Source organism: Micromonospora sp. NPDC005161 (assembly GCF_053599855.1).
The window spans coordinates 23,978-47,446 of record NZ_JBSFYQ010000022.1 but is presented as its reverse complement, the minus strand read 5'-3'; the positions used below and the strand labels follow the sequence as shown (position 1 = coordinate 47,446).

Sequence of the window (23,469 nt, the reverse complement as noted above, 5' to 3'; positions counted from 1 at the left end):
CCCAAATTTTAGAACAGGTGTACGACAGTTCCCGGCCGCGCCGAGGGCCCTTCTCAGCCTTCGGCCAACTCCGGCCGATGCTCCCTGATCCAGGCCATCACATCCGACTTCCGCCAGACCTTTCCCTGCACCAGGTCCGCCACCGGATCCGGGAAGTTCCGGTGACTGGTGATCACGTACACCCGCTGCTTGCTGATACCGCCGAGCATCACGCGAATCTCCGCAGCGCCCACCAGCTCCATACGGCGGACCGTAAACAGTTGACCAGACTCCTTGACCCGAGGCAACGCCTCGGTCACCGTAAAGGGTATGCCCGCGCCGAACACCTCACCCGCCGATTACCGCGGTCCACTGAGAAACCTTCATCCCGTGCACCAGCACCTGCCGCGCCGACCCCTGTGGCTCTGCCGGGTGTGCGCTGCCCCCTGGCCGTGCGCCTCCGCCCGGATGCTGATGCGGGTGGAGTACCGGGCAGACCGGGTGGCATTGTCGATCTACATGGCCGGTCAGCTGTTCGACGCCACGGCCGACCTGTACAGGCTCAACCCCAACCCCGCACCCGACCCGCAGGAGTTGTTCAACCGGTTTCTGGCATGGACGGCCCAGCCGCCGCCATGAGGCAGGGGTCGGTCAGGCGCTGTCGTCGCCAGGGGTGCGCTTGGCGCGGCTGGGCTGGACCCGCTTGGGCTCGCCGGGCATCTTCGGGTGGTCCGGCGGGTACGGCAGGTCGCCCTGGCCGGCGGCGGCGTCCCGCTCGGCCCACTCCAGCAGCGGGGTGATGTCCCACGGGGTGTCGTCGATGCCGGCGTGCGGGTCGGCCCGCTCCTTGAGCCGGGCCGGGACGGTGCGCAGGTCGAAGTCGTCGGGGTCGACGTCGGGCAGCTCGTCCCAGGTGACCGGGGTGGAAACGGTGGCACGCGCGTTGGCCCGCAGCGAGTACGCGCAGGCGATCGTCCGGTCCCGGGCCATCTGGTTGAAGTCGACGAAGACCCGGCTGCCCCGCTCCTCCTTCCACCAGGCGGTGGTGACCAGCTCGGGGCAGCGGCGCTCCACCTCCCGGGCGAGCGCGATGGTCGCCCGGCGCACCTCGGTGAACGTCCAACGTGGGGCGATGCGCAGGTAGACGTGCACGCCCCGACCGCCGGAGGTCTTCGGCCAGCCGGTGGCGCCCAGCTCGTCGAGCACCGCGCGGACCTCCCCGGCGGCCCGCGCCGCGTCGGCGAAGTCGGTGCCGGGCTGCGGGTCCAGGTCGATGCGCAGCTCGTCGGGGCGGTCCACGTCGGCGGCGCGCACCGGCCACGGGTGGAACACGATCGTGCCCATCTGTGCCGCCCAGGCCACGTGGGCCAGATCGGCCGGGCAGAGCTCAGCCGCGCTCCGGCCGCTCGGGAAGGTGATCTCCGCGGTCGTCACCCAGGGCGGGACACCCCGGGTCGGCACCCGCTTCTGGAAGAACATCTCGCCCTCGACGCCCTCGGGGAAGCGTTGCAGCGTGGTGGGCCGGTCCCGCAGGGCGCGCATGATCCCGTCGCCGACCGCGAGGTAGTAGTGGAAGACGTCCGCCTTGGTGAAGCCCCGCTGCGGGAAGATCACCCGGTCGGGACTGCTCAGTCGGACGGTGTGCCCGGCCACCTCGACCTCGGCGACCGCTGCCTTGGTGCCACCCATCCCGCGACCTTATGCCACGCCCCCGACGTTCGACGTACGGTTGGGGCGTGAGTCTTGACGACAACGAACTGCCCCAGACCGATGACGAGTGGCGGGTCCGGCTGACCCCCGAGGAGTTCCACGTGCTCCGGGAGGCCGGCACCGAACGCCCGTGGACCGGTGAGTACGTGGACACCAAGACCGCTGGCGTCTACAACTGCCGCGCCTGCGGGCTGGAACTCTTCTCCAGCGACACGAAGTTCGACTCGCACTGCGGGTGGCCGAGCTTCGACGACGCCATCCCGGGTCGGGTCAAGGAGATCGAGGACCGCAGCCTCGGCGCGGTCCGTACGGAGATCCGTTGCGCCCGCTGCAACAGCCACCTCGGGCACGTCTTCCACGGCGAGGGCTTCACGCCGAAGGACACCCGGCACTGCGTCAACTCGGTCTCCATCCGGCTGGAATCGCGCTGAGCTGAGCAGCCACCGCGCGGCGGGGCGTCAGCGGCGTACCCCGGTCACCGCCGCGCGGCCGGCGGCCCCGGTCAGCAGCTCGACCTCGGCGGTGCGGGACTGCTCGATCCGCCGGGCCAGGTCGCGAACCTGCTCGCTGCGGCCCACGTCGACCTGGGCCCGGGCCAGGTCGGCCGCCGCCCGCTGGTGGTCGGCGAGCACCTCGCGCAGCACCCGGTCGACGTCGGCGTCCGATGCGGCCCGTAGCCGGTCGAGCGCGGCGTCGTCGCCGTGTCCGGCGTGGTGGTGCGCGCCCGCGCTGGCACTCGGGCCCGCCGTGAGCAACCAGCCGCGCATGGCGGCCAGCTCATCCGCCTCGGTCGCGTCGATGGCGGCGGCCAGGGTGCGCAGCGAGCCGTCCCGCACCCGGTCCCGAGCCAGCCGGACGATCTCCAGGGTGCGTTCGCTGTGCCCGACCATCGTGGTCAGGAAGACCACGTCGATGCCGCTCAGCGCGTCCCCGGCCGCTGCCGACCCGGCCGGGGACGTGGGCGCCGGTTGAGGCACGGCCGACGGGGTCGACGCGGGCGGTCCGGCGCAGGCGGCGGTGAGCAGCAGCACGGCGAGCAGGGGCGCCAGCGGGGTTCGGCGGGTCATGCCGGGTTGCTCCGATCACGCGAGGACGGCGACACGGGTGCGACCGGGGCCGCACCCGTGCGGTCAGACCTGACTCCAGAGCGCCGGCACGTTCGGCGGCTCCCACCCGGCGATGGCGGTGTGCGCCTGCCGGCAGCGGTACGTCGACCCGCCGTAGGTGGCCTGGTCACCGACCTGATACGCCCGACCGGCCGCCCAGGTGCCGCCCGCAGGCGGGTTGGTCGGCGTCGGGGTGGGGGTCGGCCGCGGGGTCGGAGTCGGGGTGGGGGTCGGTGTGGGGCTGGGCCCCGGGCCGCCACCGCCGCCGATCTGCACGTCGATGCAGGAGTAGAAGGCGTTCGCGGTGTCGGCGATGTTCCACACCGCGAGGATCTTCTGCCGGCCGGAGAAGCCACCGAGGTTGACATTGTGCGAGACGGTGGCGCCCGGCTGTTGGCCGTTGCCGTTGACCGAGGCGACCCGGGTGTTGCCGATCCAGTACTCCCAGTTGCTGGTCGCGTGCCGGGCGGTGTTCACCCACGTGAAGGTCAGCGAGCTGCCGACCGACGTCGCCGGCCAGCCCCGGCTGTCGTCGTTGAGGACGGCGAAGTGGGCGATGCCGGCGTGGCAGCTGCGGAGGCCCTTGGGCCCCTCGACGCTCTGCGGCTCGTACTTGATCTGCCCACAGTCGGGCACCCGGCCCTGGGCGCAGAGCGCCTGCCGGCTCGGTGGGGCGGACACGTAGCCGTGCGCCTGGGCGGGCGCGGCGACGGTGAGGGTGGCGGCGACGGCGCCCGCCGCCACCAGCGGGACGGTGATTCTTCGACGCATCGGGGCAGCTCCTTCTCCAGGTCCGGTGAGTGCCCCTCAACGTAATTTTAACTTTGTTAACAGTAAAGACCCCCATCGATAAATACATCGATGGTGACGAGTTTTCTGTCAGAGCCGGAGCAGGCCACCCCGCTCGTCGACCTGGTCGGCCGACTCGTCGTCCAACCAGACCCCACCGCTGGCGAGGTAGCGGAACCGGTACTCGCCCGGCCCGAGCCGCACGGTCACCGTCCGGGTGCCGTCGCGGCGGCTCACCAGCTCGTGCCGACCGGGCTCCCAACCGTTGAAGCAGCCCACCACGCTCACCGGGCCGGACGGGATGTCCCGGGGCAGGCAGAAGGTGACCCGGGTCTGGTTGCCGAAGAGTTTGTTGCGCTTGATCATTGCGATCCCTCCCGGTGCTGCGGCGGTTCACTCGGCCTAACGGACGACACGCCGGAGCCGACACGCCGCTGAGGTCGTCCGGGTAGCGGCATTCCGCCCGGTACCGCCACACGGCGAGGCATTCTGAAGACACATGTCCTGATACGGGGGTTTCTATGGCTACGTGCGAGGTCTGCGGCAACGACTACTGGATGGCGTTCGAGGTGCGCACGGTCAGCGGCGACGTGCACACCTTCGACTCGTTCGAGTGCGCGATCCACCGACTGGCACCGATCTGTGAGCACTGCGAAATCAAGATCGTCGGGCACGGCGTGGAGGTCAACGGCCGGTTCTTCTGCTGCGGGCACTGCGCCCGCGCGGTCGAGGGCGCCGAGGGCGCCGAGATCCGCGACGCCGTCGGGGCACGCCCCGCCTGATCCCGCCCCTGCGGTACGGTCGTGGAATGCGGCCGTTCCTGGGCGTCCTGCCCCCGCCGCGCTCCTGACCGGAGCGCCGCGCCTCTCGCCGAGCGGTCACTGACCCGACTCGGCCACCTCGCCGTACGCGCTCCGTCGACGTCGTCCCGTCAACGGCTCACCCTTTCGGAGCGCACCCGTGTCCACCTCCCGTACCGCGCCGCCGGCCGCCCCGGCCCCGGCCGTCACCCAGGCCCGCACCGGCCTGATCCAGATCACCGTCACCGGAGTGCTGTGGGGCACCACCGGCGTAGCGGTGCAACTGTTGCGCGAGAGCACCGGGCTCAGCCCGGTGAGCATCGGTTTCCACCGCCTGGCCATCGCCGCGCTCGTCCTGCTGGCGTGCACCGCCGGTCGGCTCGGCGCGATCCTGGCCGCCCTGCGCGCGGCGCCGGTGCCGCTGCTGCTCACCGGCGTGGGCCTCGGCCTCTACCAGGCGCTCTACTTCGCCGCCGTGGCCCTGGCCGGAGTCGGCGTGGCCACCGTGGTCAGCCTCGGCCTCGCCCCGGTGCTCGCCGCGGCGTGGGAATCGGTGCGGGCCCGCCGGATGCCCGGCCCGCTGCGGCTCGGGACGCTGGGTGCCGCCGTGGCCGGCCTCGCCCTGATCACCGGTGCCACCGCGGAGCCCACCACGGCGGCGCCCGCCCCGCTGCTCGGCCTGCTCGCGGCGGCCGGATCCGGCCTCGGCTACGCCGTGACCACCCTGATCACCCGGCAGGTGTCGCAGCGCACCGCGCCGATGACGCTGACCACCATCTCCACCGTGATCGGTGCGCTGACCCTGGCCCCGCTGGCGCTGGTCGCCGGGGTCGGCGTACCGGTACGCGTCGACACCGTGGCGCTGCTGCTGCACCTGGGCGTGATCACCACCGCGGTGGCGTACGCGCTGTTCTACGCCGGGCTGCGCACCACCGCGGGCAGCGTCGCCGCTGTACTGACCCTGCTCGAACCACTCACCGCGGCGGCGCTGGCCGTGGCGTTGCTGCACGAGCCGCTCCCGCTGCCGGTGATCGTCGGCGGCGCGCTGCTGCTCACCGCCGTGGCCGCCACCTACCTCGCCCCCACCCGGGCGGACGTACCGTGACCATCGGCAGGACGCCTCGGGCCCCGCCCGACCGGACGGCCTACCATCGGTGGGTGCCCCAGCAGACCATCGAGGTCCGGACGGCGTCCTTCGCCGACCTGAACGCCCACACCTTCCACGACCTGCTCAAGCTGCGCATCGACGTGTTCGTGGTCGAGCAGCACTGCCCGTACCCGGAGCTCGACGGACGGGACGTGGAACCCGGCACCCGGCACCTCTGGCTGACCGACGGCGGCGCGCCGCTGGCGTACCTGCGGATCCTGGCCGACCCGGACGGCGTCGCCCGGATCGGCCGGGTGGTGGTGGCCCCCGCCGCGCGCGGCGGCGGGCACGCCGGCCGGCTGATGACCGCGGCGCTGGAGGTGGTGGGCAACCGGCCCTGCGTGCTGGACGCCCAGTCGCACCTGGTCGCCTTCTACACCCGGCACGGCTTCACGGTCAGCGGCCCCGAGTACGTCGAGGACGGCATCCCGCACACCCCGATGCGTCGCGACGGCATTGACGGCTGACGATCTGCCTGGCATCGTGCCGGGTAGAGCCATCGCGGGAGCCTGCGAGTAGGCACGGGAGCGGGCATCTCCCGGCGGTCCGGGTGTCGTCGTCCGACCTCATCCCCCCGGGGGCTCCATGTCCACTCTCGTCCGATCACCACGCGTGCTCTGGCTGCTCGCCAGCGCGGCGGCCGCCACGCTCCTGCTCACCACCGCGCTGACCACCGCACTGGTCCGGCCCGCCTCGGCGCACGGCTCGGTCGTTGACCCGGCCTCGCGCAACTACAGCTGCTGGCAACGCTGGGGCAGCGACTTCCAGAACCCTCGGATGGCCACCGAGGACCCGATGTGCTGGCAGGCCTGGCAGGCCGACCCGAACGCCATGTGGAACTGGAACGGCCTGTTCCGCGAGGGCGTGGCCGGCAACCACCAGGGCGCCATTCCCAACGGTCAACTGTGCAGCGGCGGGCGCACCCAGAGCGGTCGGTACAACGCCCTGGACACCGTCGGCGCCTGGAAGGCCACCCCGGTGTCGAGCAACTTCCGGGTCCGCTTCTTCGACCAGGCCAGCCACGGCGCCGACTACATCCGGGTGTACGTGACCCGACAGGGCTTCAACCCGCTGACCGAAACGCTCGGCTGGGACGACCTGGTGCTGTCCGGCCAGATCGGCAACACCCCGGCCTCGCAGTGGAAGCAGGAGACCGGCGGCGTCTCCATCGAGATCCCGGTGAACGCGTCGGGCCGCACCGGCCGGCACATCGTCTACACCATCTGGCAGGCCAGCCACCTGGACCAGTCGTACTACCTGTGCAGTGACGTGGACTTCTCCGGCGGACCGGGCACCCCGCCGCCCACCACGCCTCCGCCGACCACTCCCCCGCCCACCACGCCGCCACCGACCACGCCGCCACCCACCACTCCCCCGCCGACCACGCCGCCGCCGGCCGGCGCCTGCACGGCGACGTACGCGGTCACCGGCCAGTGGCCCGGCGGCTTCCAGGCCGAGGTGCGGGTGACCGCCGGCGGCTCACCCACCAGGGGCTGGTCGGTGAGCGGGAACTACGCCAACGGCCAGCAGGTCACCTCGGCGTGGAACGCCGCCGTCGCCAGCAACGGCACGCTGGTCACCGCGCGCAACGTCAGCCACAACGGCAGCCTCGCCGCCGGAGCGAGCACCACGTTCGGTTTCCTCGGCTCGTGGAACGGCAGCAACCAGGTTCCGCTGGTCTCCTGCACGACGACCAGTTGATCCCCGGTCGGCGCCGCACCCGGGCGGGGGTGCGGCGCCGGCCGGCGGGGAAATCCGGTGGTGCGCCCCCGCCGGTCACCGGCATCATCCCGACATGATCGAGATGACCGTGCTCACCCCCGACGACTGGCCCACCTGGCGCGAGCTGCGGCTCGCCGCCCTCACCGAGGCACCGGAGGCGTTCGGCTCCCGGCTGGCCGACTGGCAGGGCGACGGCGACCGCGAGCAGCGCTGGCGCGACCGGCTGAGCATCCCCGGCTCGCACAACCTGCTGGCCAGCCTGAACGGGCGGCCGGTCGGGATGGCCAGCGGCGTACCCACGCCGGACCCGCTCGTCGCGGAGCTGATCTCGATGTGGGTGCACCCCGAGGGGCGCGGCCGCAAGGTCGGCCACCAACTGATCGACGCGGTGGCGAACTGGGCCCGCGAGAGCGGCGCCGACCGGCTGCGCCTCAGTGTGATGCCGGACAACGCGGCGGCGAAGGCCCTCTACCAGCGCGCCGGCTTCAGCCGCACCGACGAGCTCGGCGACCTCCTGCCCGACGGCGTACGCCGCGAACAGGTCATGCTCCGCCCGCTCTGAGCCGCGCCCCCGGGCTCAGACCAGGCAGTTGACGATCTCGGCGACCGAGCGGCGGCGACCGGTGTAGAAGGGAACCTCTTCCCGGACGTGCCGGCGGGCGCCGGAGGCACGCAGGTCACGCATCAGGTCGACGATGCGGTGCAGCTCGTCGGCCTCGAACGCGAGCATCCACTCGTAGTCGCCCAGCGCGAACGAGGCCACGGTGTTGGCCCGCACGTCCGGGTAGCCACGGGCCTGCCGGCCGTGCTCGGCCAGCATCTCGCGCCGCTCGGCGTCGGGCAGCAGGTACCACTCGTACGAGCGGACGAACGGGTAGACGCAGAGGTACGGGCGGGCCTCCTCCCCGGCCAGGAACGCCGGGATGTGGCTCTTGTTGAACTCCGCCGGCCGGTGCAGCGCCATCTGCGACCAGACCGGGGTCATCGCCCGCCCCAGCGTGGTGCGGCGGAACCGCAGGTACGCGTCCTGGAGCGCGTCACTGGAGGCGGAGTGCCACCAGATCAACATGTCCGCGTCGGCGCGCAGCCCGGATACGTCGTACACGCCGCGGATCACGACGTCCTTGCCGGCCAGCTCCTCGAAGAGGGACTCGACCTCACCGGTGACGTTGTCCCGCAGCGACGGCAGCGGGGCGCTGGCCCGGAACACCGACCACATGGTGTAGCGGATGCTGTCGTTCAGCTCCCGCATTCGGGCCGCGTTGGTCTGCTCGGTCATCTCGCCGATCCTCCCAGTGCTGTGATGATCTCGTCGGCCGCCGTCTCGCCGGAGCGGACGCAGACCGGAATGCCGACGCCGTCGTAGCCGGCGCCGGCAAGGACCAGGGTGGGGTGCGCGGCCCGCAACGCCGTCCGCGCGGCGGCGACCCGGTCGGCGTGCCCGGGGGTGTACTGGGGCAGAGCCCCTCCCCATCGCTGCACGTGCCCGTCGACCGGGGCGGGCAGCGGCGCGCCGAGTACCGCCGACAACTCCCGGTGCACGGTGGCCGCCAGATCCGCGTCCGGGCGCTGGAGCTGCGCTTCCTCGCCGTACCGACCCACCGAGGCGCGGACCAGCGCCAGCCCGTCGGGCCGGCGCAGGTGCCCCCACTTGGTGGTGAAGAAGGTGGACGCCTTGATCAGCAGCCCCTCGGTGCTCGGCACCAGGAAGCCGGACAGCTCGGGCAGCTCCGGCTGCGGCAGCGCCAGGGTGACCAGCGCGACGCTGGCGTAGTCCAGCGCACCGACGCCCGCGGCGGCCGCCGGGGCCGGGCCGGCGAGCAGCCGGGCCGCCGGGCGGGCCGGCACGGCCAGCACCACGGCGTCCACCTCGACCAGCTCAGGGTCCCGGGTCGGGCCGACCGTGAGCCGCCAACCCGTGTCGGTCGGGGTCAGTTCCCGGACCGCGGCGTCGCGCCGCACCGTCGCGCCGCTGGCCGTCACCGCCGCCTCGACCAGCGTGCTCAGCCCGCCGGCCAGGGTGCCGAAGACCGGAGTGCCGGGAGCGCGCGGCGCGGCGGCCTGCGCCGCCCGGACCGCGCCGGTCAGGGTGTGCTCCACCCGGGCCGCCCGGGCCAGCGCCGGCATGGTGGTGACCAGGGAGAGATCGTCGGCGCGGCCCGCGTACACGCCGCCCAGCATCGGGTCGACCAACCGGTCGACCACCTCGTCACCGAAGCGGGACCGGACCAGCGCGCCCACCGAGACGTCCGCGTCGGGCCCGACCAGCGGCCGGCCACCGTCGGTGTCGGCGTCCGCGACCGGGCGGGCGACCGTTCGCACCCGATCCAGATCCCCGGGTACGCCCACCAGGGTGCCGCCCGGGATGGGGCGCAGCCCCCCGTCGACCACCAGGGCGGCCTGCCCGACGGTGGGGTGCACGATCTCGTCGGCCAGCCCGAGCCGGCGGGCCAGCGCCACCGCGGCGGACTCGGCGCCCGTCGGGTCGCGCATCAGGAACGACTCGGCGCCGAACTCCACCGGCTGCCCGGCCAGCTCCCCGGTGCGCAGCTTGCCGCCCAGCGCGCCGGACTGCTCGTACACCGTGATCTCGGTGCCCGCCGGTGTGCGGTCGCGCAACCGGACCGCGGCCGCCAGCCCGGCGATCCCGCCGCCGACCACCGCCACCCGCCAGGGCTGCCGCATCGCGTGTCAGCCCTGGTCGGCCCGGCGGCTGGAAAGCTCGTGCACCAGCGCGACCACCCGGGTCAGCACGTCCGGGTCGGTCTCCGGCAGCACCCCGTGGCCGAGGTTGAACACGTGCCCGGGTGTGGCCCTGCCCTGGTCCAGGATCCGGCGCACCTCGGCCTCCACCACCGGCCAGGGCGCGAGCAGCACGCACGGGTCCAGGTTGCCCTGCACCGCCTTGTCCGGGCCGATCCGGCCGGTGGCGACGTCCAGCGGGGTCCGCCAGTCGACGCCGACCACGTCCGCGCCGGCCTCGCCCATCGCGCCGAGCAGCTCGGCGGTGCCCACCCCGAAGTGGATCCGCGGGATCCCGGCGTCGACCAGCCCGCTCAGCACGGCGGTCGAGTGCGGCAACACGTAGCGGCGGTAGTCGGCCTCGGAGAGCGCGCCGGCCCACGAGTCGAACAGCTGCACGGCGGATACCCCGGCCTCGACCTGCACCCGGAGGAAGGCGAGCGTCACCTCGGCCAGCCGGCCGCAGAGCGCGTGCCACAGCTCCGGATCGCCGTACATCAGGGCCTTGGTCTTCGCGTGGGTCCGCGACGGGCCCCCCTCGACCAGGTAGCTGGCCAGGGTGAACGGCGCGCCGGCGAACCCGATCAGCGGGGTGTCGCCCAGCTCGACCACCAGCTGCCGGACCGCCTCGTCCACGTACCAGACGTCGTCGCGGTTGATCGGGCGGATCCGCTCCACGTCGGCGGCGGTGCGGATCGGCTCGGCGACCACCGGGCCGGTGCCCGGCACGATGTCCAGGTCGACCCCGGCCGCGGCGACCGGCACCACGATGTCGCTGAACAGGATCGCCGCGTCCACTCCGTGCCGGCGCACCGGCTGGAGCGTGATCTCGGTGACCAGCTCCGGGCGACGGCAGGACTCCAGCATCGGCACGCTCGCCCGGATCTCCCGGTACTCCGGCAGTGAGCGGCCAGCCTGCCGCATGAACCAGACCGGGGTGTGCGGGCCTGGCCGGCGCCGGCATGCCCGGATGAAGGGCGAGTCGGCCGGCCCTCCGGGGCGCTGTTCTCCGTCTCGGGCGGCAGTGCCCGTGGTCTCCGTGCTCATCGCCGCAATCGTGCCACGGCACCCACCCCCTCCCCGCCCGGGGTGAAAGGAAGAACACCTTCCCGCCGCCGAACGGGGCGTCGGCGCGCCGTCGAAGCCGGGGGACCGACGGCGGCATAGGCTGCCTGCATGGCCCCCCCGATCGCGCTCCCGGAGACCTTCGCCCGCGCGGTCACCGGGCTGCGGTCGGCGGCGCCCCGGCCGGAGATCACGCTGGAGGAGGTCGGTGCCCCCCAGCGGCTGGCCCCGTACGCGTTCGCGCTCTCCGCGACGGTGCTGCGCGACGGCGACGAGGTGACCACCGGCCGGCTGATCCTGCTGCACGACCCGGTCGGGCACGAGGCATGGCAGGGCACCCTGCGGCTGGTCACCTACGTGACCGCCGAGCTGGAGGTCGACCTGGCCGCCGACCCGCTGCTGCCCGGGGTCGGCTGGACCTGGCTGACCGACGCGCTGGACGCCCACGACGCCGGTCACCGCGCCATCGGGGGGACGGTCACCCAGACCATGTCCACCCGGTTCGGCGACCTGGCCGGCCCACCCACCGCCGGTGACATCGAGATCCGCGCCTCGTGGACCCCGGTCGACGACGACCTGACCCCGCACCTGCTCGGCTGGTGCGCGCTGCTCTCCTCCACGGCGGGCCTGCCTCCACCCGGGGTGACCGCCCTGTCCGACCGCCGCCCCGCCGGCGCCACCTGACCCGTCGACCACCCTCGACCGGCATCCAAAGGCCACCTTGCGGACACCCGACCGACACACGCCGGACCGGCTGCACCCGCCGGATCACCGCGCGCACTAGGGTTGGCAGGTGACCGACGAACCACCCCTGCGCCGTCGGCCCGCCGAAGAGCTCCAGGGCACCGCACCCCAGCACCCGCCGTCGGCCCAGCCGCAGCCGGCGGGCGACGGGGTCGACCCGACCGACGGTGGGCCCGTTCCGCTGACCGCCCCGCGTGACGGCACCCCCGATCCGGTGGCCACTCCGACCGAGCTGGCCGAGGTCGTGGCGCGTTTCGCCGCGGGCACCGGCCCGGTCGCCCTGGACGCCGAGCGGGCCTCCGGCTACCGCTACAGCCAGCGCGCCTACCTGGTGCAGCTGCGCCGGGCCGGTGCCGGCACAGTGCTGATCGACCCGCTGCCGCTGCCCGACCTCAGCGCGCTGGACGCCGTGATCGGTGAGGCCGAGTGGGTGCTCCACGCGGCGAGCCAGGATCTGCCCTGCCTGGCCGAGGTGGGGCTGCGCCCGCGCCGGCTGTTCGACACCGAACTGGCCGCCCGGCTGGCCGGGTTCGAGCGGGTCGGCCTGGCCGCGCTGACCGAGCAGTTGCTCGGGTTCACCCTGGAAAAGCACCACTCGGCGGCCGACTGGTCGAGCCGACCACTGCCCGAGTCGTGGCTCACCTACGCCGCCCTGGACGTGGAGATGCTCACCGACCTGCGTGACGCGCTGGACGCCGAGCTGGCCCGGCAGGGCAAGTCGGCCTGGGCCGCGGAGGAGTTCGCCGCCCTGGTCCGGACCGGGGCCCGCCCACCCCGGGTCCGCGCGGAGCCCTGGCGGCGTACCTCCGGCATCCACCGGGTGCGCGGGGCGCGGGCCCAGGCCCGGGTCCGCTCGATGTGGTACGCGCGGGACCAGATCGCGGCCCGGCGGGACGCCGCGCCCGGCCGGGTGCTGCCCGACTCGGCGATCATCGCCGCTGCCGAGTTGGACCCGAAGGACGAGAAGACCCTGCTGACGCTGCCCGGCTTCGGCGGTCGGTCGGTGCGCCGGCTGGCCCGCACCTGGCTGGCCGCGCTCGACGACGCCCGGCAACTGCCGGATGACGCACTGCCGGTCACGCCCGCGGTGGAGGGCCCGCCTCCGCCACACCGGTGGGCCGAGCGGGACCCGGTGGCGGCCGGTCGGCTGGCCCGCTCCCGGGAGGTGGTGGTCCGCATCGCCAGCAAGCACAACCTGCCCCCGGAGAATCTGATCACCCCGGACTCGGTGCGCCGGTTGGCCTGGACCCCACCGGAGGAGCTCACCGAGGACACCGTGGCGGAGACCCTGCGGGGCTTCAACGCCCGCGAGTGGCAGATCGCCCTCCTCACCCCCCACCTCACGCCCGCCCTCAACCCGGACCCTCCCACCCCCGAACTCCCCTGACCCACCCCCACCCGACCGCGGTTGGTGATGAAGTAATTGCCGTCCGGCCCGACGGGTGTGGGGTGGGCCACAGTGGGGGGTGGGGACGAGTTTGGTTACTGGCGAGTAGCATCCGGGGGACCTGCCCGTGTCGGCGACCCTCGTTCAGTCCGGAGTGCCGTCTGTCGGCGCGAAGGCCGGATCATGGTCGAAAAGGAGGCTCAAGTGCCCCGTGAAGTTCGGGATGTCGTCTTCGTCGACGGCGTCCGTACCCCGTTCGGCAAGGCGGGCGGCATGTACGCCAACACCCGCGCCGACGACCTGGTGATCCGCTGCATCCGTGAACTGCTGCGCCGCAACCCGCAGCTGCCGCCGGAGCGGGTCGAGGAGGTCGCCATCGCGGCCACCACCCAGATCGGCGACCAGGGCCTCACCATCGGGCGGACCGCCGCCCTGCTGGCCGGTCTGCCCAAGACCGTTCCCGGCTTCGCCATCGACCGGATGTGCGCCGGCGCGATGACCGCGGTGACCACCGTCGCCGGTGGCATCGCCATGGGCGCGTACGACATCGCCATCGCCGGCGGCGTCGAGCACATGGGCCGCCACCCGATGGGTGAGGGCGTCGACCCCAACCCGCGCATCATCGCGGAGAAGCTGGTCGACCCGTCCGCGCTGGTCATGGGCGCCACCGCGGAGAACCTGCACGACCTGGTCCCGCACATCACCAAGGCGCGCACCGACGCGTTCGCGCTCGCCTCGCAGCAGAAGACCGCGAAGGCGTACGCGAACGGCAAGCTCCAGGACGACCTGGTGTCGATGTCCATCCGTGACGCGGAGGGCGGCTGGGGTCTGGCCACCGTCGACGAGGCTCCCCGGGACACCTCGCTGGAGAAGCTCGGCACCCTGAAGACCCCGTTCCGCCCACACGGCAAGGTCACCGCGGGCAACGCGGCCGGCCTGAACGACGGCGCCACCGCGAGCCTGCTCGCCGACGAGGCCACCGCCCGCGAGCTGGGCCTGCCGGTCGCCATGCGCCTGGTGTCGTTCGGTTTCGTCGGCGTCGAGCCGGAGGTGATGGGCGTCGGCCCGATCCCGTCGACGGAGAAGGCGCTGCGCATCGCCGGGCTCAGCATCGACGACATCGGCCTGTTCGAGCTGAACGAGGCCTTCGCCGTCCAGGTGCTCGCCTTCCTCGACCACTTCGGCATCACCGACGACGACCCGCGGGTCAACCCGTGGGGCGGCGCGATCGCGATCGGTCACCCGCTGGCCTCCTCGGGCGTGCGGCTGATGACCCAGCTGGCCCGCCAGTTCGCCGAGCACCCCGAGGTCCGCTACGGCGTGACCGCCATGTGCATCGGCATCGGCATGGGCGGCACCGTGATCTGGGAGAACCCGCACTGGACGGAGGGCAACAAGTGAGCGCGCTCGCCGCACCGAACGAGGTCGTCACCAGGGCGCTGCTGCGTCAGGTGAACGTACCGGGGCTGGACCGACCCGCCGCCCTGATCACGCTGGACAACGGCTTCGACCACACCAAGCCGAACACCTTCGGCCCGGGTGGGCTGGCCAGCCTGGACGAGGCGATCACCGCCGCGCTCGCCGCCGACCCGGCATTCATCGCGGTCACCGGCAAGCCGTACATCTTCTGCGTGGGCGCGGACATCGTCGGCCTGCCGCAGCTCGCCGACCGCGCGCAGGCGCTGGAGATCGGCCGGCTCGGCCACCGGGTCTTCGCCCGGCTGAAGGACAGCACCGTGCCCACGTTCGCGTTCGTCAACGGCGCGGCGATGGGTGGCGGCCTGGAGCTGGCACTGCACTGCCACTACCGGACGCTCTCCGGCGGCGCCGCGGCCCTCGCGCTGCCCGAGGTCTCCCTCGGTCTGGTGCCCGGGTGGGGCGGCACCCAGCTGCTGCCGAACCTGATCGGCATCCCCGCCGCCACCCAGGTGATCATCCAGAACCCGCTCATGCAGAACAAGATGCTCAAGCCGAAGCAGGCCGCCGAGCTGGGCATCGCTGATGTGCTGCTGGAGCCGGCCGACTTCCTGGAGCGGTCTCTGGAGTGGGCGGCCGGCGTGGTGCGTGGCCAGGTAACCGTGACCCGGCCCGAGGTCGACAAGGACATGTGGGCGGGCGTGCTCTACTTCGCCCGGCAGACCCTCGACCAGCGACTGCACGGCGCGGTTCCGGCCGCGTACAAGGCGCTCGACCTGCTGGAGACGGCGAAGGACGGCGACTTCGCCGCCGGTACCGCCGCCGAGGACGAGGCCCTCGCGGACCTGGTCTTCTCCGAGGAACTGCGCAGCGGCCTGTACGCGTTCGACCTGGTGCAGCGGCGGGCCAAGCGGCCAGCCGGCGCGCCGGACAAGGGCCTCGCCCGGCCGGTCACCAAGGTCGGCATCGTCGGCGCCGGCCTGATGGCCAGCCAGCTGGCGTTGCTGTTCGCCCGCCGCCTCCAGGTGCCGGTCGTGATGACCGACCTGGACCAGTCCCGGGTGGACAAGGGCGTCGGCTACGTGCACACCCAGATCGAGAAGGCCGTCACCAAGGGCCGGATGGACAAGGGCACCGCCGCCAAGCTGTACGGCCTGGTCAGCGGCACGGTCGACAAGAGCGCCTTCGCCGACGCCGACTTCGTCATCGAGGCGGTCTTCGAGGACCTGGGCGTCAAGAAGCAGGTCTGGGCCGAGCTGGAGAAGATCGTCTCGCCGGAGGCGGTGCTGGCCACCAACACCAGCTCGCTCTCCATCACCGAGATGGCCGCGGAGCTGGAGCACCCCGAGCGGGTGGTCGGCTTCCACTTCTTCAACCCGGTGGCGGTGCTGCCGCTGCTGGAGATCGTCCGGGGTGAGCGGACCGACGACGCCACCCTCGCGACCGCGTTCGCGGTGAGCAAGCAGCTCAAGAAGTCCTCGGTGCTGGTCAAGGACGCCCCGGCGTTCGTGGTGAACCGGCTGCTCACCCGCTTCCTGGGCACCGTCTTCGCCGCCGTCGACGCCGGCACCCCGCTGGACGTGGCGAACAGCGCACTGGACCCGCTGGGCCTGCCGATGCGCCCGCTCGCCCTGCTCCAGCTGGTCGGGCCGGCCGTCGCGCACCACGTGGGCGGCACCCTGCACGCGGCGTACCCGGACAGGTTCGGCGTCAGCGAGAACCTCAAGCGGATCGCCGACTCGGGCCAGCCCATCGTGGTCGACGACAAGGTCAACGAGGAGGTCGCCAAGCTGCTCGTCGTGGGTGACCAGCCGCTGACCGCCGAGCAGGTACAGCAGAACGCGCTCGACGCGCTGGCCCAGGAGACCCGGCTGATGCTGGACGAGGGCGTGGTCGCCGAGGCGCAGGACATCGACCTGTGCATGATCCTCGGCGCCGGCTGGCCGTTCCACCTGGGCGGCGTCACGCCGTACCTGGACCGGACCGGCACCAGCGAGCGCGTCACCGGCCAGCGGTTCCTGCCGCGCGGGGCCGCGAGCCTGCCCGCCTGACCGTTCGCGGCACCACCATCGCGGTGGTCGGGCCGTCCCTCGTGGACGGGCCGGCCACCGCGATCGCGTCTGCCCCGGCGTACCGAGGACGGGAGCACCGGCCGCGGGCAGCGCGCGGACTCGTCACCGGGTTAAAATCACCCGCTTTGCTATCCGATCTTGGAGCTGACTGATGTCCCAGCCGCCGGCCGACCCCTACGGACCGCCCCACGGTTCCTATCCCCCGCCGCAGCAGCCCGGCCAGCCGGTGCCGCCGCAGCCCGGCGGCCAGCCCGGCTTCCCGCCCGCACCGCAGGGCTTCCCGCCCGCACCGCAGGGCTTCCCGCCCGCACCGCAGGGCTTCCCACCCGCGCAGCAGGGCTTCCCGCCGCCGCAGCAGGGCTTCCCGCCCGCTCAGCAGGGTCAGCCGTGGGGCGACCCGAGCATGGTTGGCGGCCCGCCACCCGCGAAGAAGTCGAAGGTCGGCCGCATCGTGCTGATCGTGCTGGCCGTGGTGCTGGTGCTCTGCCTCGGCGGCGCGGCGATCACCTGGTTCGCGGTCAAGGACGAGGTGGGCGAGGTCGTCGACGCCACCAACACGCGGGTGGTCGCGCCGACCACCCTCGCCGGCCGGCCGAAGATCGACGACCCGGAGCTGCAGAGGCTCTCCGACGATCTGGTCGCCGAGATGAAGTCGACGGTGCAGAACGAGACCAGCGCCGTCGGCGCCTTCTACGGCAACCCCGCCGAGGAGGACCTCGTCATGATCGCCGGCACGTCCGGCCTGATGTCGGACCCGAAGAAGGAGTTGGACACCGCGGTGACCGGGCTCTCCACCGAGCTCGGGGTGGCCACGATGGCGGCCGTCGAGCCCGGTCCGCTCGGTGGCGAGGCGCGCTGCGGCGACGGCACGACCGACGGTGTGCCGCTGGGCGTCTGCGTCTGGGCCGACAAGGGCAGCGTGGGTCTGGTGGTGATGTTCTTCAAGTCCGGCGCGGAGGCGAAGGCCGAGTTCGTCACCATCCGGGGTCAGGTCGAGCAGCGCTCCTGAGCCGTACGGACCGAACGGGCCCCGGCCACCCTCGGGTGGCCGGGGCCCGACGCCGTACGCCGGCGGTCAGGCCTGTTCGCCGTCTTCCGCGGCGGCCCGCGCCGCCGCCGCTGACGCCTCCCGTTCGGGCGCGCTGCGCAGCACGCAGAACTCGTTGCCCTCCGGGTCGGCGAGCACAACCCAGCCGGAACCGTCCGGCTTGATCTGGTCGTCGACGCGCGTCGCGCCGATGGCGAGCAGTCGCTCGACCTCCTCGTCCCGGGTTCGGTCGGCGGGCTGCAGGTCCAGGTGCAGCCGGTTCTTCACCGCCTTGCCCTCCGGCACGGCGATGAACAGCACCTCCGGTCCACCCGGAGGCAGGAGCATCGCCTCCGGGTCACCGGGAAAGTCGTCCGGCTGCCGGGGGCAGTCGAAGACCTGCGACCAGAAGCCGGCCAGCGCGTACGTGTCGTGGCAGTCGATGCTGATGTTGTGAATCGTCGAACTCACGCTTGGTCCTTCACAGTGGTGGTGGGGACACGCTCCCCGGCGCTGCGTACCACGCAGAACTCGTTGCCCTCCGGGCCGGCGAGCACCGCCCAGCCCGTACCGTCGGCGTTCCGTCGGTCGGCGACCATGGTGGCTCCGAGGCCGAGCACCCGCTCGATCTCCTCGTCCCTGGTCCGTTCGACGGGTTCCAGGCAGATGTGCAGCCGATTCTTGGTCACCTTGTCCTCCGGCACCGCCTGGAAGAACAGGTCCGGGGTCGCCTCGTCCGGTGGCAGCAGCGCCGCCTCCGGATCACCCGGGACGTCCTCGGGATGCCGGGCGTACCCGAGCACCGCCGACCAGAAGCCGGCCAGGGCGTACGTGTCGTGACAGTCGAAACTGATGTTGCGGATCCGTGGATACACGGGTGTTCCCTCCGTACTGGATGGGGACGCTCCGCCTCCGGGGGTCAGCCGACGCAGACCCGGGGCGCGGAGCCTGACATGGTGGACATCGACGCACCCCCTCTCGATCTCGAGCTGACACGTGATCGTGCCATCGGATCCGCGCCGCCCGCAACCCCGCCGAGCCGGGTCAGCCGGCGGTGGGCACCGGGCCGGTCACCGCCGGGGCGTCCGCCGACGGCAGGGTGACCGTCACCTCCAGGCCCCCACCGGGCTGCGCGATCACCCGCACCGTGCCGCCGTGCGCGTCGCAGACCGCCCGGACGATGGACAGCCCCAGGCCGGAACCACGGGCCCCGGTGCGTTCCCGGCCACCGCGCCGGAACGGCTCGAACAGGCCCGGCACGTCGGCCTGGTCCACCTCGAAACCGGTGTTGCCCACCACCAGCCAGGAGCGCTCGCGGTCGGTGCCGGTGCGCACCCAGAGCCGGCCGTGCAGGTGGTTGTAGCGAACGGCGTTCTCGATCAGATTGCCGGCCAGCCGGTCCAGCAGCCCCGGGTCGCCGACCACCGGCGCGGACTCCAGCGACGTCTGCACCCGCAGGCCGATCCGCTCCACCTCCCGGCGCATCGCCGACAGCGCGTTGGCCGTGCCGGCGGCGAGGTCACACTCGGTGCGGCGGCCCAGCCGCCGCCCGGCCTGCGCCTCGCTGCGCGCCAGCACCAGCAGCGCGTCGACCAGGCCGTTGGCCCGCTCCGAGGCGTCCCGGACCACCGTCGCCATCCGGCGGTACTCGGCGGCGTCCGCATCGTCGTCGCTGAGCGTCACGTCGATCTCGGTCCGCATCACGGCGAGCGGGGTACGCAGCTCGTGCGAGGCGTTGGCCACGAAACGTTTCTGCGCCTCGAACGCGGACGCGATCCGGTCCAGCATGGCGTCGAAGGTCTTGGCCAGCTCGGCCACCTCGTCGTCGGCGCCCGAGTAGCCGATCCGCTGGTCCAGGGTCGCCTCACCGAGCCGCTGCGCGGTCGCGGTGACCTGGTGCAGTGGCCGCAGAGCCCGGCCGGCCACCGCGTACGCGCCGGCCACCCCGACCACGCTGATCGCCAGCAACGCGACCAGTCCCTTGGCCAGCAACTCCCCGGAGGCGGCGTCGACCAACTGGCGCTGCCACTGGGCGGCCTCGAGCACCCGGCCGTCGGACAGCACCACGGTCGTGCCCGGCAGCAGCTCGTCGGTCGGTCGCAACGCGTCACGAACGAGCAGCCAGGCCAGCAGCACCAGGATCGCTCCCGCGCCGATCAGCAGCACGCCGTTGAGCAGGGTCAGCCGCAACCGCAGGGTGGGCCGCAGACGGCGGCTCATGCGCCCACCCCGGCGGTGCGGTAACCCGCGCCGACCACCGTCTCGATCAGCGGTGGGTCGCCGAGCTTCTTACGCAGGGTCATCACGGTGACCCGGACGATCGTGGTGAACGGGTCCGTGTTGGCGTCCCAGACCCGTTCCAGCAGCTCCTCGCTGGACACCACGGCGCCGCGCGCCTTGAGCAGCTCGCTGAGCACCCCGAACTCCTTGTTGGTCAGGTCGACCGGCACGCCCGCCCGGGTGGCGACCCGGCGGGCCGGGTCGAGCACCAGATCGGCCAGTTCGAGCACCGGCGGCGCGGCCGGGGTGGCCCGCCGGCCCAGCGCCTGCACCCGGGCGACCAGCTCGTCGAAGGCGAACGGCTTGGGCAGGTAGTCGTCGGCGCCGAGCTGCAACCCCTCCACCCGGTCGGCCACCGTGCCACTCGCGGTCAGCATCAGCACCCGGGTCAGCGCGCCGGAGGCGGCCAGGTCGGCGCAGATCTGGTCGCCGTGCACGCCGGGCAGGTCGCGGTCCAGCACGACGACGTCGTACCGGGTGACGAACGCCGCCTCGTGCCCGGCGTCACCGTCGTAGGCCACGTCGACCGCCATGCCCCGCTTGCGCAACCCGCGCGCGATCGCGTCGGCGAGGTTGCGCTCGTCCTCCACCACCAGTACCCGCATCCCGGCCTCCTCGCTGCTGACCACCGACAACCTAGTGCCGGCCGGCAACCATCGTCCCTCGCCGCCCGCGCGGGCCGGCGTTGCGGACCATCGCGGCGTACGCGATGCTTCCGGCACCGAGCGACGGACGGACCTGTCATGACCATCGCGGCACCACCCGCCCTGCGGGACATCGCCTACCGGGGCTTCCGCCTGCCAACGGACCGGACGGCCGGCACCGGTGACGGCCCGCGCGCCGACGACCGGGGGCTGACCCCGGTCGACGCGGACCCGTCGGTGGCCCGGGGCAGCTGGACGTCGCCGCCGGTCCGGGTTGGTTTCCCGGTCGCCGAGGTGGTGCCGTCCTGGACCGCCGACACCCCCGACGGCTGCTGGATCGAGGTCGAGCTGCGCGGCTGGCACGGGGACGGGCCCAGCACCGGTTGGTACCTGCTGGCCCGCTGGGCGGCCGACGACCACGCGGTGCGGCGCACCTCGGTGCCCGGGCAGCGCGACGCCGACGCCCGGGTGGACACCGACACGCTGATCGTGACCGGGGCGGTGGTCACCGGCTGGCAGGCCCGGGTGACCCTGTGCCGGCCGGCGGGCAGCCCGGCCGGCCCGGTGCTGCGCAGCATCGGCGCGGTCGCCACCGGCCACCCACCGACCGACCCGGCCGGCGAGCCGGGGGGCGCGGTCGACCGGGCACCCGCCGCCGGTCCGGTCCCCGAGCTGCCGGCCGGCGCCGGCCGCGGGAGGGTGCTGGACGTTCCGCGCTACTCGCAGCGGCTGCACACCGGCCAGCACCCGCAGTGGGGTGGCGGCGGCGACTCCTGGTGCAGCCCCACCTGCACCTCGATGGTGCTCGCCTACTGGGGCGCCGAGCCGGCGCCGGAGCGCTACGCCTGGGTGGAGCCGCCCGGCCCGCGCCCGATGGTGGTGCACGCCGCCCGGCACTGCTACGACCACGGGTACGCCGGGGCCGGCAACTGGCCGTTCAACACCGCGTACGCCGGGCTGCACGGGGTGGACGCGTTCGTCACCCGGCTGCGGTCGCTGGCCGAGGCGGAGGAGTTCATCGCCGTCGGCATCCCGTTGATCGTCTCCGCCGCCTTCCGGGCCAGCGAGGTGCCGGGGCTGGCGTACGACACCAGGGGGCACCTGATGGTGCTGGTCGGCTTCACCGCCGACGGTGACCCCGTGCTCAACGACCCGTACGCACCGGACGACGACGCGGTACGCCGTACCGTGCCCCGGCAGCGGTTCGAGGTGGCCTGGCAACGGGGCAGCGGCGGTGTGGCATACGTGCTGCGACCGGCGTCGGTGCCGCTGCCCCCGCCGCCCGCCCAGGCCAACTGGTGATCAGTCGGGTAACCGCCACAGCCCGAACGAGCCGTCGACCCGCCGGCACAGCAGCCGACCCGGGCTCGCCTGGCACTCCCCGGTCGCGTCCGGCAGCACGTCCAGCATCCGCACCGCGCCCACACGGACGTCCAGCTCGGCGACGAGCAGCCCGCCGCCGGGATGCCGGCGTAGCCCGATCATCGGACCCCCGAGATCGGACCCGGCCAGCTCCCAACGGCCCAGCTCGGCCAGCACCCGGCCGGTCGCCGGATCGAGCACGACCAGTTCCTCCGCTCCGGGACCGGCGCTGCTCAACGTGGTGGCCACCAGCCGGCCGGCGACCGGCCAGACCCACCCCCAGCGATCGCTGCTCCAGAACTCCCGGCCGGTCGCGGGATCGACCGCCCGCAGCCGACCGGCCCGGGTCAGCAGGCAGACGACGGGGCCGCATTCCGTCGCGTACAGCGAGCCGTCGGCGGTGGTGCTCCAGCGCTGGTCCAGCCGGTCCAGCTCGTAGGCGGTGACCGTGGCCCGAGCCCCGCCGACGGTGAGCAGGAGGCCGTCCACCACCTGCATGGTCTCGTACGCCCCGCCGCGCGCCCGCAGGTCGCGCCGGGCCAGCATTCTGCCGGTGGCCGCGTCGCGCACCTCGACCGACCCGTCCGCGTTGCTGAGCAGCACCCGGTCCACCGCGTACCCGACCGTCCGGTAGTTGATCTCACCCGGGGCGGTGGTCTGCTGCCAGCGCACGGTGCCGCAGCACGGGTCGACCGCGCGCAGGCTGCCCGGCTCGTCACCGCCGCCGGACTGCAGCAGCAGGTTGCCGTCGGTCAGCGGAATGGCGTTGCCCGGCTGCTGCCACCGATACGCCCCGGTCGCCCGGTCCAGCACCACGGTCAGCGTGCCCCGGCCGTCCGAGCCGATCTCGTGCCCGGTGACCAGCAGCATCCCGGCCAGCGGCATGACTCCCCAGTACCGGCCCTCCGCGGGCAACGGCGCCTGCCAGACCGGCTCGCCGCCGGGCAGCCGGAAGGCGGCCAGCCGCCGCTGCGGCGTCTCGGGGGTGATCGGGTCGATGACCAGGAACAGGTCACCCGTGACCACCACATTGGCCCCGAGCCGGGCCGGCAGCGGCACCACGGCCCGCCCGGACACCGGCCCGGCGGCGACGAGGGTGGCCAGCACGAAGAGCAGGACCAGCGCGCAGCGCAGCGGCCGATTGTTGGCGCGGGGCGGGCGGGGCAGCGTGTCGGGCTCCGGCTCGTGCCGCAGCTCACCGAGCTCGATCACCGGGCCGGTCACCGCGGGAACCGCCACAGCGCGGTCGACCCGTCGAGGCGACGGCAGAGCAGGACCGGTGGGGCCGGTGTCGCGGCGGTCAGGACGGCCGGCACCGGCAGCGGCACCGCCGCGCCCAGCTCGATGATCGACGACACCGACCGTCCTTCCATCCCCGACTCCGGCTGGCCGGCGCACGGGCCCCGCAAACCTGCCGTTGGGCGTACCGGCCTGGCAAAAGCGACGCATCCTCGCCTGTACGATGGCGCGTCGTGGC

General features: G+C 73.2%; 27 protein-coding genes. 13 read left to right on the top strand and 14 right to left on the bottom strand.

The features are described from left to right. Positions 1-53: 53 nt before the first annotated feature. Positions 54-299 carry a hypothetical protein gene (locus ACWD5O_RS21220; RefSeq protein WP_387325279.1) on the bottom strand — a complete coding sequence of 82 codons (246 nt, stop codon included), beginning with the start codon at positions 297-299 and terminating at the stop codon, positions 54-56. 10 nt (positions 300-309) lie between these two features. On the opposite strand from ACWD5O_RS21220, the gene ACWD5O_RS21215 reads away from it, so the two are divergent. Beyond that, positions 310-618, top strand: coding sequence for a hypothetical protein (locus tag ACWD5O_RS21215; RefSeq protein ID WP_387325282.1), 309 nt, complete (start codon positions 310-312; stop codon positions 616-618). A gap of 12 nt (positions 619-630) precedes the next feature. Here ACWD5O_RS21215 and ligD read toward each other — a convergent pair whose 3' ends face one another. After that, entirely contained in the window at positions 631-1,668 is a 1,038-nt protein-coding gene (gene ligD / locus ACWD5O_RS21210; RefSeq protein ID WP_354963088.1) for a non-homologous end-joining DNA ligase, read from the bottom strand. Positions 1,669-1,715: 47 nt separating this feature from the next. Here ligD and msrB point away from each other — a divergent pair, with 47 nt between their 5' ends. Next, entirely contained in the window at positions 1,716-2,120 is a 405-nt protein-coding gene (gene msrB / locus ACWD5O_RS21205) for a peptide-methionine (R)-S-oxide reductase MsrB (protein ID WP_354963089.1), read from the top strand. A gap of 27 nt (positions 2,121-2,147) precedes the next feature. On the opposite strand, the gene ACWD5O_RS21200 is transcribed toward msrB, so the two are convergent. The 3 genes from ACWD5O_RS21200 to ACWD5O_RS21190 form a co-directional block, all read right to left on the bottom strand. Next, positions 2,148-2,756, bottom strand: a complete 609-nt coding sequence (locus tag ACWD5O_RS21200) for a DUF305 domain-containing protein (RefSeq protein ID WP_354963090.1) — start codon at positions 2,754-2,756, stop codon at positions 2,148-2,150. A gap of 63 nt (positions 2,757-2,819) precedes the next feature. After that, on the bottom strand, positions 2,820-3,566 hold the full coding sequence (locus ACWD5O_RS21195; protein WP_354963091.1) for a lytic polysaccharide monooxygenase: 747 nt from the start codon (positions 3,564-3,566) through the stop codon (positions 2,820-2,822). Between the two features lie 108 nt (positions 3,567-3,674). Then, positions 3,675-3,950 (bottom strand): isoamylase early set domain-containing protein, encoded by a 276-nt coding sequence (locus ACWD5O_RS21190; protein ID WP_354963092.1) that lies wholly within the window; start codon positions 3,948-3,950, stop codon positions 3,675-3,677. Positions 3,951-4,105: 155 nt separating this feature from the next. On the opposite strand from ACWD5O_RS21190, the gene ACWD5O_RS21185 reads away from it, so the two are divergent. From ACWD5O_RS21185 to ACWD5O_RS21165, 5 genes are all read left to right on the top strand, one after another. After that, positions 4,106-4,366 (top strand): Prokaryotic metallothionein, encoded by a 261-nt coding sequence (locus ACWD5O_RS21185; RefSeq protein ID WP_089017074.1) that lies wholly within the window; start codon positions 4,106-4,108, stop codon positions 4,364-4,366. A gap of 178 nt (positions 4,367-4,544) precedes the next feature. Next, entirely contained in the window at positions 4,545-5,489 is a 945-nt protein-coding gene (locus tag ACWD5O_RS21180; protein WP_354963093.1) for a DMT family transporter, read from the top strand. Between the two features lie 53 nt (positions 5,490-5,542). Beyond that, positions 5,543-5,998 carry a GNAT family N-acetyltransferase gene (locus ACWD5O_RS21175; protein WP_354963094.1) on the top strand — a complete coding sequence of 152 codons (456 nt, stop codon included), beginning with the start codon at positions 5,543-5,545 and terminating at the stop codon, positions 5,996-5,998. A 118-nt stretch (positions 5,999-6,116) separates the two neighbouring features. Beyond that, positions 6,117-7,232 (top strand): lytic polysaccharide monooxygenase auxiliary activity family 9 protein, encoded by a 1,116-nt coding sequence (locus ACWD5O_RS21170; RefSeq protein WP_450086284.1) that lies wholly within the window; start codon positions 6,117-6,119, stop codon positions 7,230-7,232. Positions 7,233-7,326: 94 nt separating this feature from the next. After that, the gene (locus tag ACWD5O_RS21165) at positions 7,327-7,815 is read left to right on the top strand and encodes a GNAT family N-acetyltransferase (protein ID WP_354963096.1); all 489 of its coding nucleotides are present in this window, start codon (positions 7,327-7,329) and stop codon (positions 7,813-7,815) included. A gap of 15 nt (positions 7,816-7,830) precedes the next feature. On the opposite strand, the gene hemQ is transcribed toward ACWD5O_RS21165, so the two are convergent. The 3 genes from hemQ to hemE are packed head-to-tail and all read right to left on the bottom strand — an operon-like array spanning position 7,831 to position 11,042. Continuing rightward, positions 7,831-8,532 carry a hydrogen peroxide-dependent heme synthase gene (hemQ, locus tag ACWD5O_RS21160; RefSeq protein ID WP_354963097.1) on the bottom strand — a complete coding sequence of 234 codons (702 nt, stop codon included), beginning with the start codon at positions 8,530-8,532 and terminating at the stop codon, positions 7,831-7,833. Next, complete coding sequence (gene hemG / locus ACWD5O_RS21155; protein WP_354963098.1) at positions 8,529-9,938, bottom strand: protoporphyrinogen oxidase; 1,410 nt, start codon at positions 9,936-9,938, stop codon at positions 8,529-8,531. Before hemG ends, hemQ begins: the two co-directional genes overlap by 4 nt. Positions 9,939-9,944: 6 nt before the next feature. Next, positions 9,945-11,042: a uroporphyrinogen decarboxylase gene (hemE, locus tag ACWD5O_RS21150; RefSeq protein WP_450086283.1), complete on the bottom strand. Its 1,098-nt coding sequence runs from the start codon at positions 11,040-11,042 to the stop codon at positions 9,945-9,947. A gap of 129 nt (positions 11,043-11,171) precedes the next feature. Here hemE and ACWD5O_RS21145 point away from each other — a divergent pair, with 129 nt between their 5' ends. From ACWD5O_RS21145 to ACWD5O_RS21125, 5 genes are all read left to right on the top strand, one after another. Beyond that, a complete protein-coding gene (locus ACWD5O_RS21145; RefSeq protein WP_354963100.1) occupies positions 11,172-11,744 on the top strand; it encodes a DUF3000 domain-containing protein in 573 nt (190 codons plus the stop codon). 109 nt (positions 11,745-11,853) lie between these two features. Then, positions 11,854-13,191, top strand: coding sequence for a ribonuclease D (locus ACWD5O_RS21140; RefSeq protein WP_354963101.1), 1,338 nt, complete (start codon positions 11,854-11,856; stop codon positions 13,189-13,191). 204 nt (positions 13,192-13,395) lie between these two features. Then, complete coding sequence (locus ACWD5O_RS21135; protein ID WP_354963102.1) at positions 13,396-14,592, top strand: thiolase family protein; 1,197 nt, start codon at positions 13,396-13,398, stop codon at positions 14,590-14,592. After that, positions 14,589-16,658 carry a 3-hydroxyacyl-CoA dehydrogenase NAD-binding domain-containing protein gene (locus ACWD5O_RS21130; protein WP_354963103.1) on the top strand — a complete coding sequence of 690 codons (2,070 nt, stop codon included), beginning with the start codon at positions 14,589-14,591 and terminating at the stop codon, positions 16,656-16,658. The genes ACWD5O_RS21135 and ACWD5O_RS21130 overlap by 4 nt, the downstream gene beginning before the upstream one ends. 172 nt (positions 16,659-16,830) lie before the next feature. Beyond that, a complete protein-coding gene (locus tag ACWD5O_RS21125; protein WP_450086282.1) occupies positions 16,831-17,688 on the top strand; it encodes a hypothetical protein in 858 nt (285 codons plus the stop codon). A 66-nt stretch (positions 17,689-17,754) separates the two neighbouring features. Here the strand turns inward: ACWD5O_RS21125 and ACWD5O_RS21120 are convergent, their stop codons facing one another. The 4 genes from ACWD5O_RS21120 to ACWD5O_RS21105 form a co-directional block, all read right to left on the bottom strand. Beyond that, entirely contained in the window at positions 17,755-18,177 is a 423-nt protein-coding gene (locus ACWD5O_RS21120; RefSeq protein ID WP_354963105.1) for a VOC family protein, read from the bottom strand. Further along, positions 18,174-18,581 carry a VOC family protein gene (locus ACWD5O_RS21115; RefSeq protein WP_450086281.1) on the bottom strand — a complete coding sequence of 136 codons (408 nt, stop codon included), beginning with the start codon at positions 18,579-18,581 and terminating at the stop codon, positions 18,174-18,176. The genes ACWD5O_RS21120 and ACWD5O_RS21115 overlap by 4 nt, the downstream gene beginning before the upstream one ends. A gap of 169 nt (positions 18,582-18,750) precedes the next feature. Next, positions 18,751-19,926 (bottom strand): sensor histidine kinase, encoded by a 1,176-nt coding sequence (locus ACWD5O_RS21110; protein WP_354963107.1) that lies wholly within the window; start codon positions 19,924-19,926, stop codon positions 18,751-18,753. After that, positions 19,923-20,591: a response regulator transcription factor gene (locus ACWD5O_RS21105; protein ID WP_354963108.1), complete on the bottom strand. Its 669-nt coding sequence runs from the start codon at positions 20,589-20,591 to the stop codon at positions 19,923-19,925. Before ACWD5O_RS21105 ends, ACWD5O_RS21110 begins: the two co-directional genes overlap by 4 nt. Before the next feature lie 138 nt (positions 20,592-20,729). Here ACWD5O_RS21105 and ACWD5O_RS21100 point away from each other — a divergent pair, with 138 nt between their 5' ends. Further along, positions 20,730-21,932: a peptidase C39 family protein gene (locus tag ACWD5O_RS21100; protein ID WP_354963109.1), complete on the top strand. Its 1,203-nt coding sequence runs from the start codon at positions 20,730-20,732 to the stop codon at positions 21,930-21,932. Here ACWD5O_RS21100 and ACWD5O_RS21095 read toward each other — a convergent pair whose 3' ends face one another. Both ACWD5O_RS21095 and ACWD5O_RS21090 read right to left on the bottom strand, forming a co-directional pair. Then, complete coding sequence (locus ACWD5O_RS21095) at positions 21,933-23,216, bottom strand: outer membrane protein assembly factor BamB family protein (RefSeq protein ID WP_354963110.1); 1,284 nt, start codon at positions 23,214-23,216, stop codon at positions 21,933-21,935. Next, positions 23,213-23,350, bottom strand: coding sequence for a hypothetical protein (locus tag ACWD5O_RS21090; protein WP_354963111.1), 138 nt, complete (start codon positions 23,348-23,350; stop codon positions 23,213-23,215). The genes ACWD5O_RS21095 and ACWD5O_RS21090 overlap by 4 nt, the downstream gene beginning before the upstream one ends. Positions 23,351-23,469: the final 119 nt, after the last annotated feature.

Coding starts and splice junctions, on each gene's coding strand:
- hemQ (WP_354963097.1), bottom strand. CDS start 8,532: ATGACCGAGCAGACCAACGCGGCCCGAATGCGGGAGCTGAACGACAGC.
- hemE (WP_450086283.1), bottom strand. CDS start 11,042: ATGAGCACGGAGACCACGGGCACTGCCGCCCGAGACGGAGAACAGCGC.
- ACWD5O_RS21195 (WP_354963091.1), bottom strand. CDS start 3,566: ATGCGTCGAAGAATCACCGTCCCGCTGGTGGCGGCGGGCGCCGTCGCC.
- ACWD5O_RS21190 (WP_354963092.1), bottom strand. CDS start 3,950: ATGATCAAGCGCAACAAACTCTTCGGCAACCAGACCCGGGTCACCTTC.
- ACWD5O_RS21100 (WP_354963109.1), top strand. CDS start 20,730: ATGACCATCGCGGCACCACCCGCCCTGCGGGACATCGCCTACCGGGGC.
- ACWD5O_RS21185 (WP_089017074.1), top strand. CDS start 4,106: ATGGCTACGTGCGAGGTCTGCGGCAACGACTACTGGATGGCGTTCGAG.
- ACWD5O_RS21145 (WP_354963100.1), top strand. CDS start 11,172: ATGGCCCCCCCGATCGCGCTCCCGGAGACCTTCGCCCGCGCGGTCACC.
- hemG (WP_354963098.1), bottom strand. CDS start 9,938: ATGCGGCAGCCCTGGCGGGTGGCGGTGGTCGGCGGCGGGATCGCCGGG.
- ACWD5O_RS21165 (WP_354963096.1), top strand. CDS start 7,327: ATGATCGAGATGACCGTGCTCACCCCCGACGACTGGCCCACCTGGCGC.
- ACWD5O_RS21125 (WP_450086282.1), top strand. CDS start 16,831: ATGTCCCAGCCGCCGGCCGACCCCTACGGACCGCCCCACGGTTCCTAT.
- ACWD5O_RS21200 (WP_354963090.1), bottom strand. CDS start 2,756: ATGACCCGCCGAACCCCGCTGGCGCCCCTGCTCGCCGTGCTGCTGCTC.
- ACWD5O_RS21215 (WP_387325282.1), top strand. CDS start 310: ATGCCCGCGCCGAACACCTCACCCGCCGATTACCGCGGTCCACTGAGA.
- ACWD5O_RS21110 (WP_354963107.1), bottom strand. CDS start 19,926: ATGAGCCGCCGTCTGCGGCCCACCCTGCGGTTGCGGCTGACCCTGCTC.
- ACWD5O_RS21170 (WP_450086284.1), top strand. CDS start 6,117: ATGTCCACTCTCGTCCGATCACCACGCGTGCTCTGGCTGCTCGCCAGC.
- ligD (WP_354963088.1), bottom strand. CDS start 1,668: ATGGGTGGCACCAAGGCAGCGGTCGCCGAGGTCGAGGTGGCCGGGCAC.
- ACWD5O_RS21105 (WP_354963108.1), bottom strand. CDS start 20,591: ATGCGGGTACTGGTGGTGGAGGACGAGCGCAACCTCGCCGACGCGATC.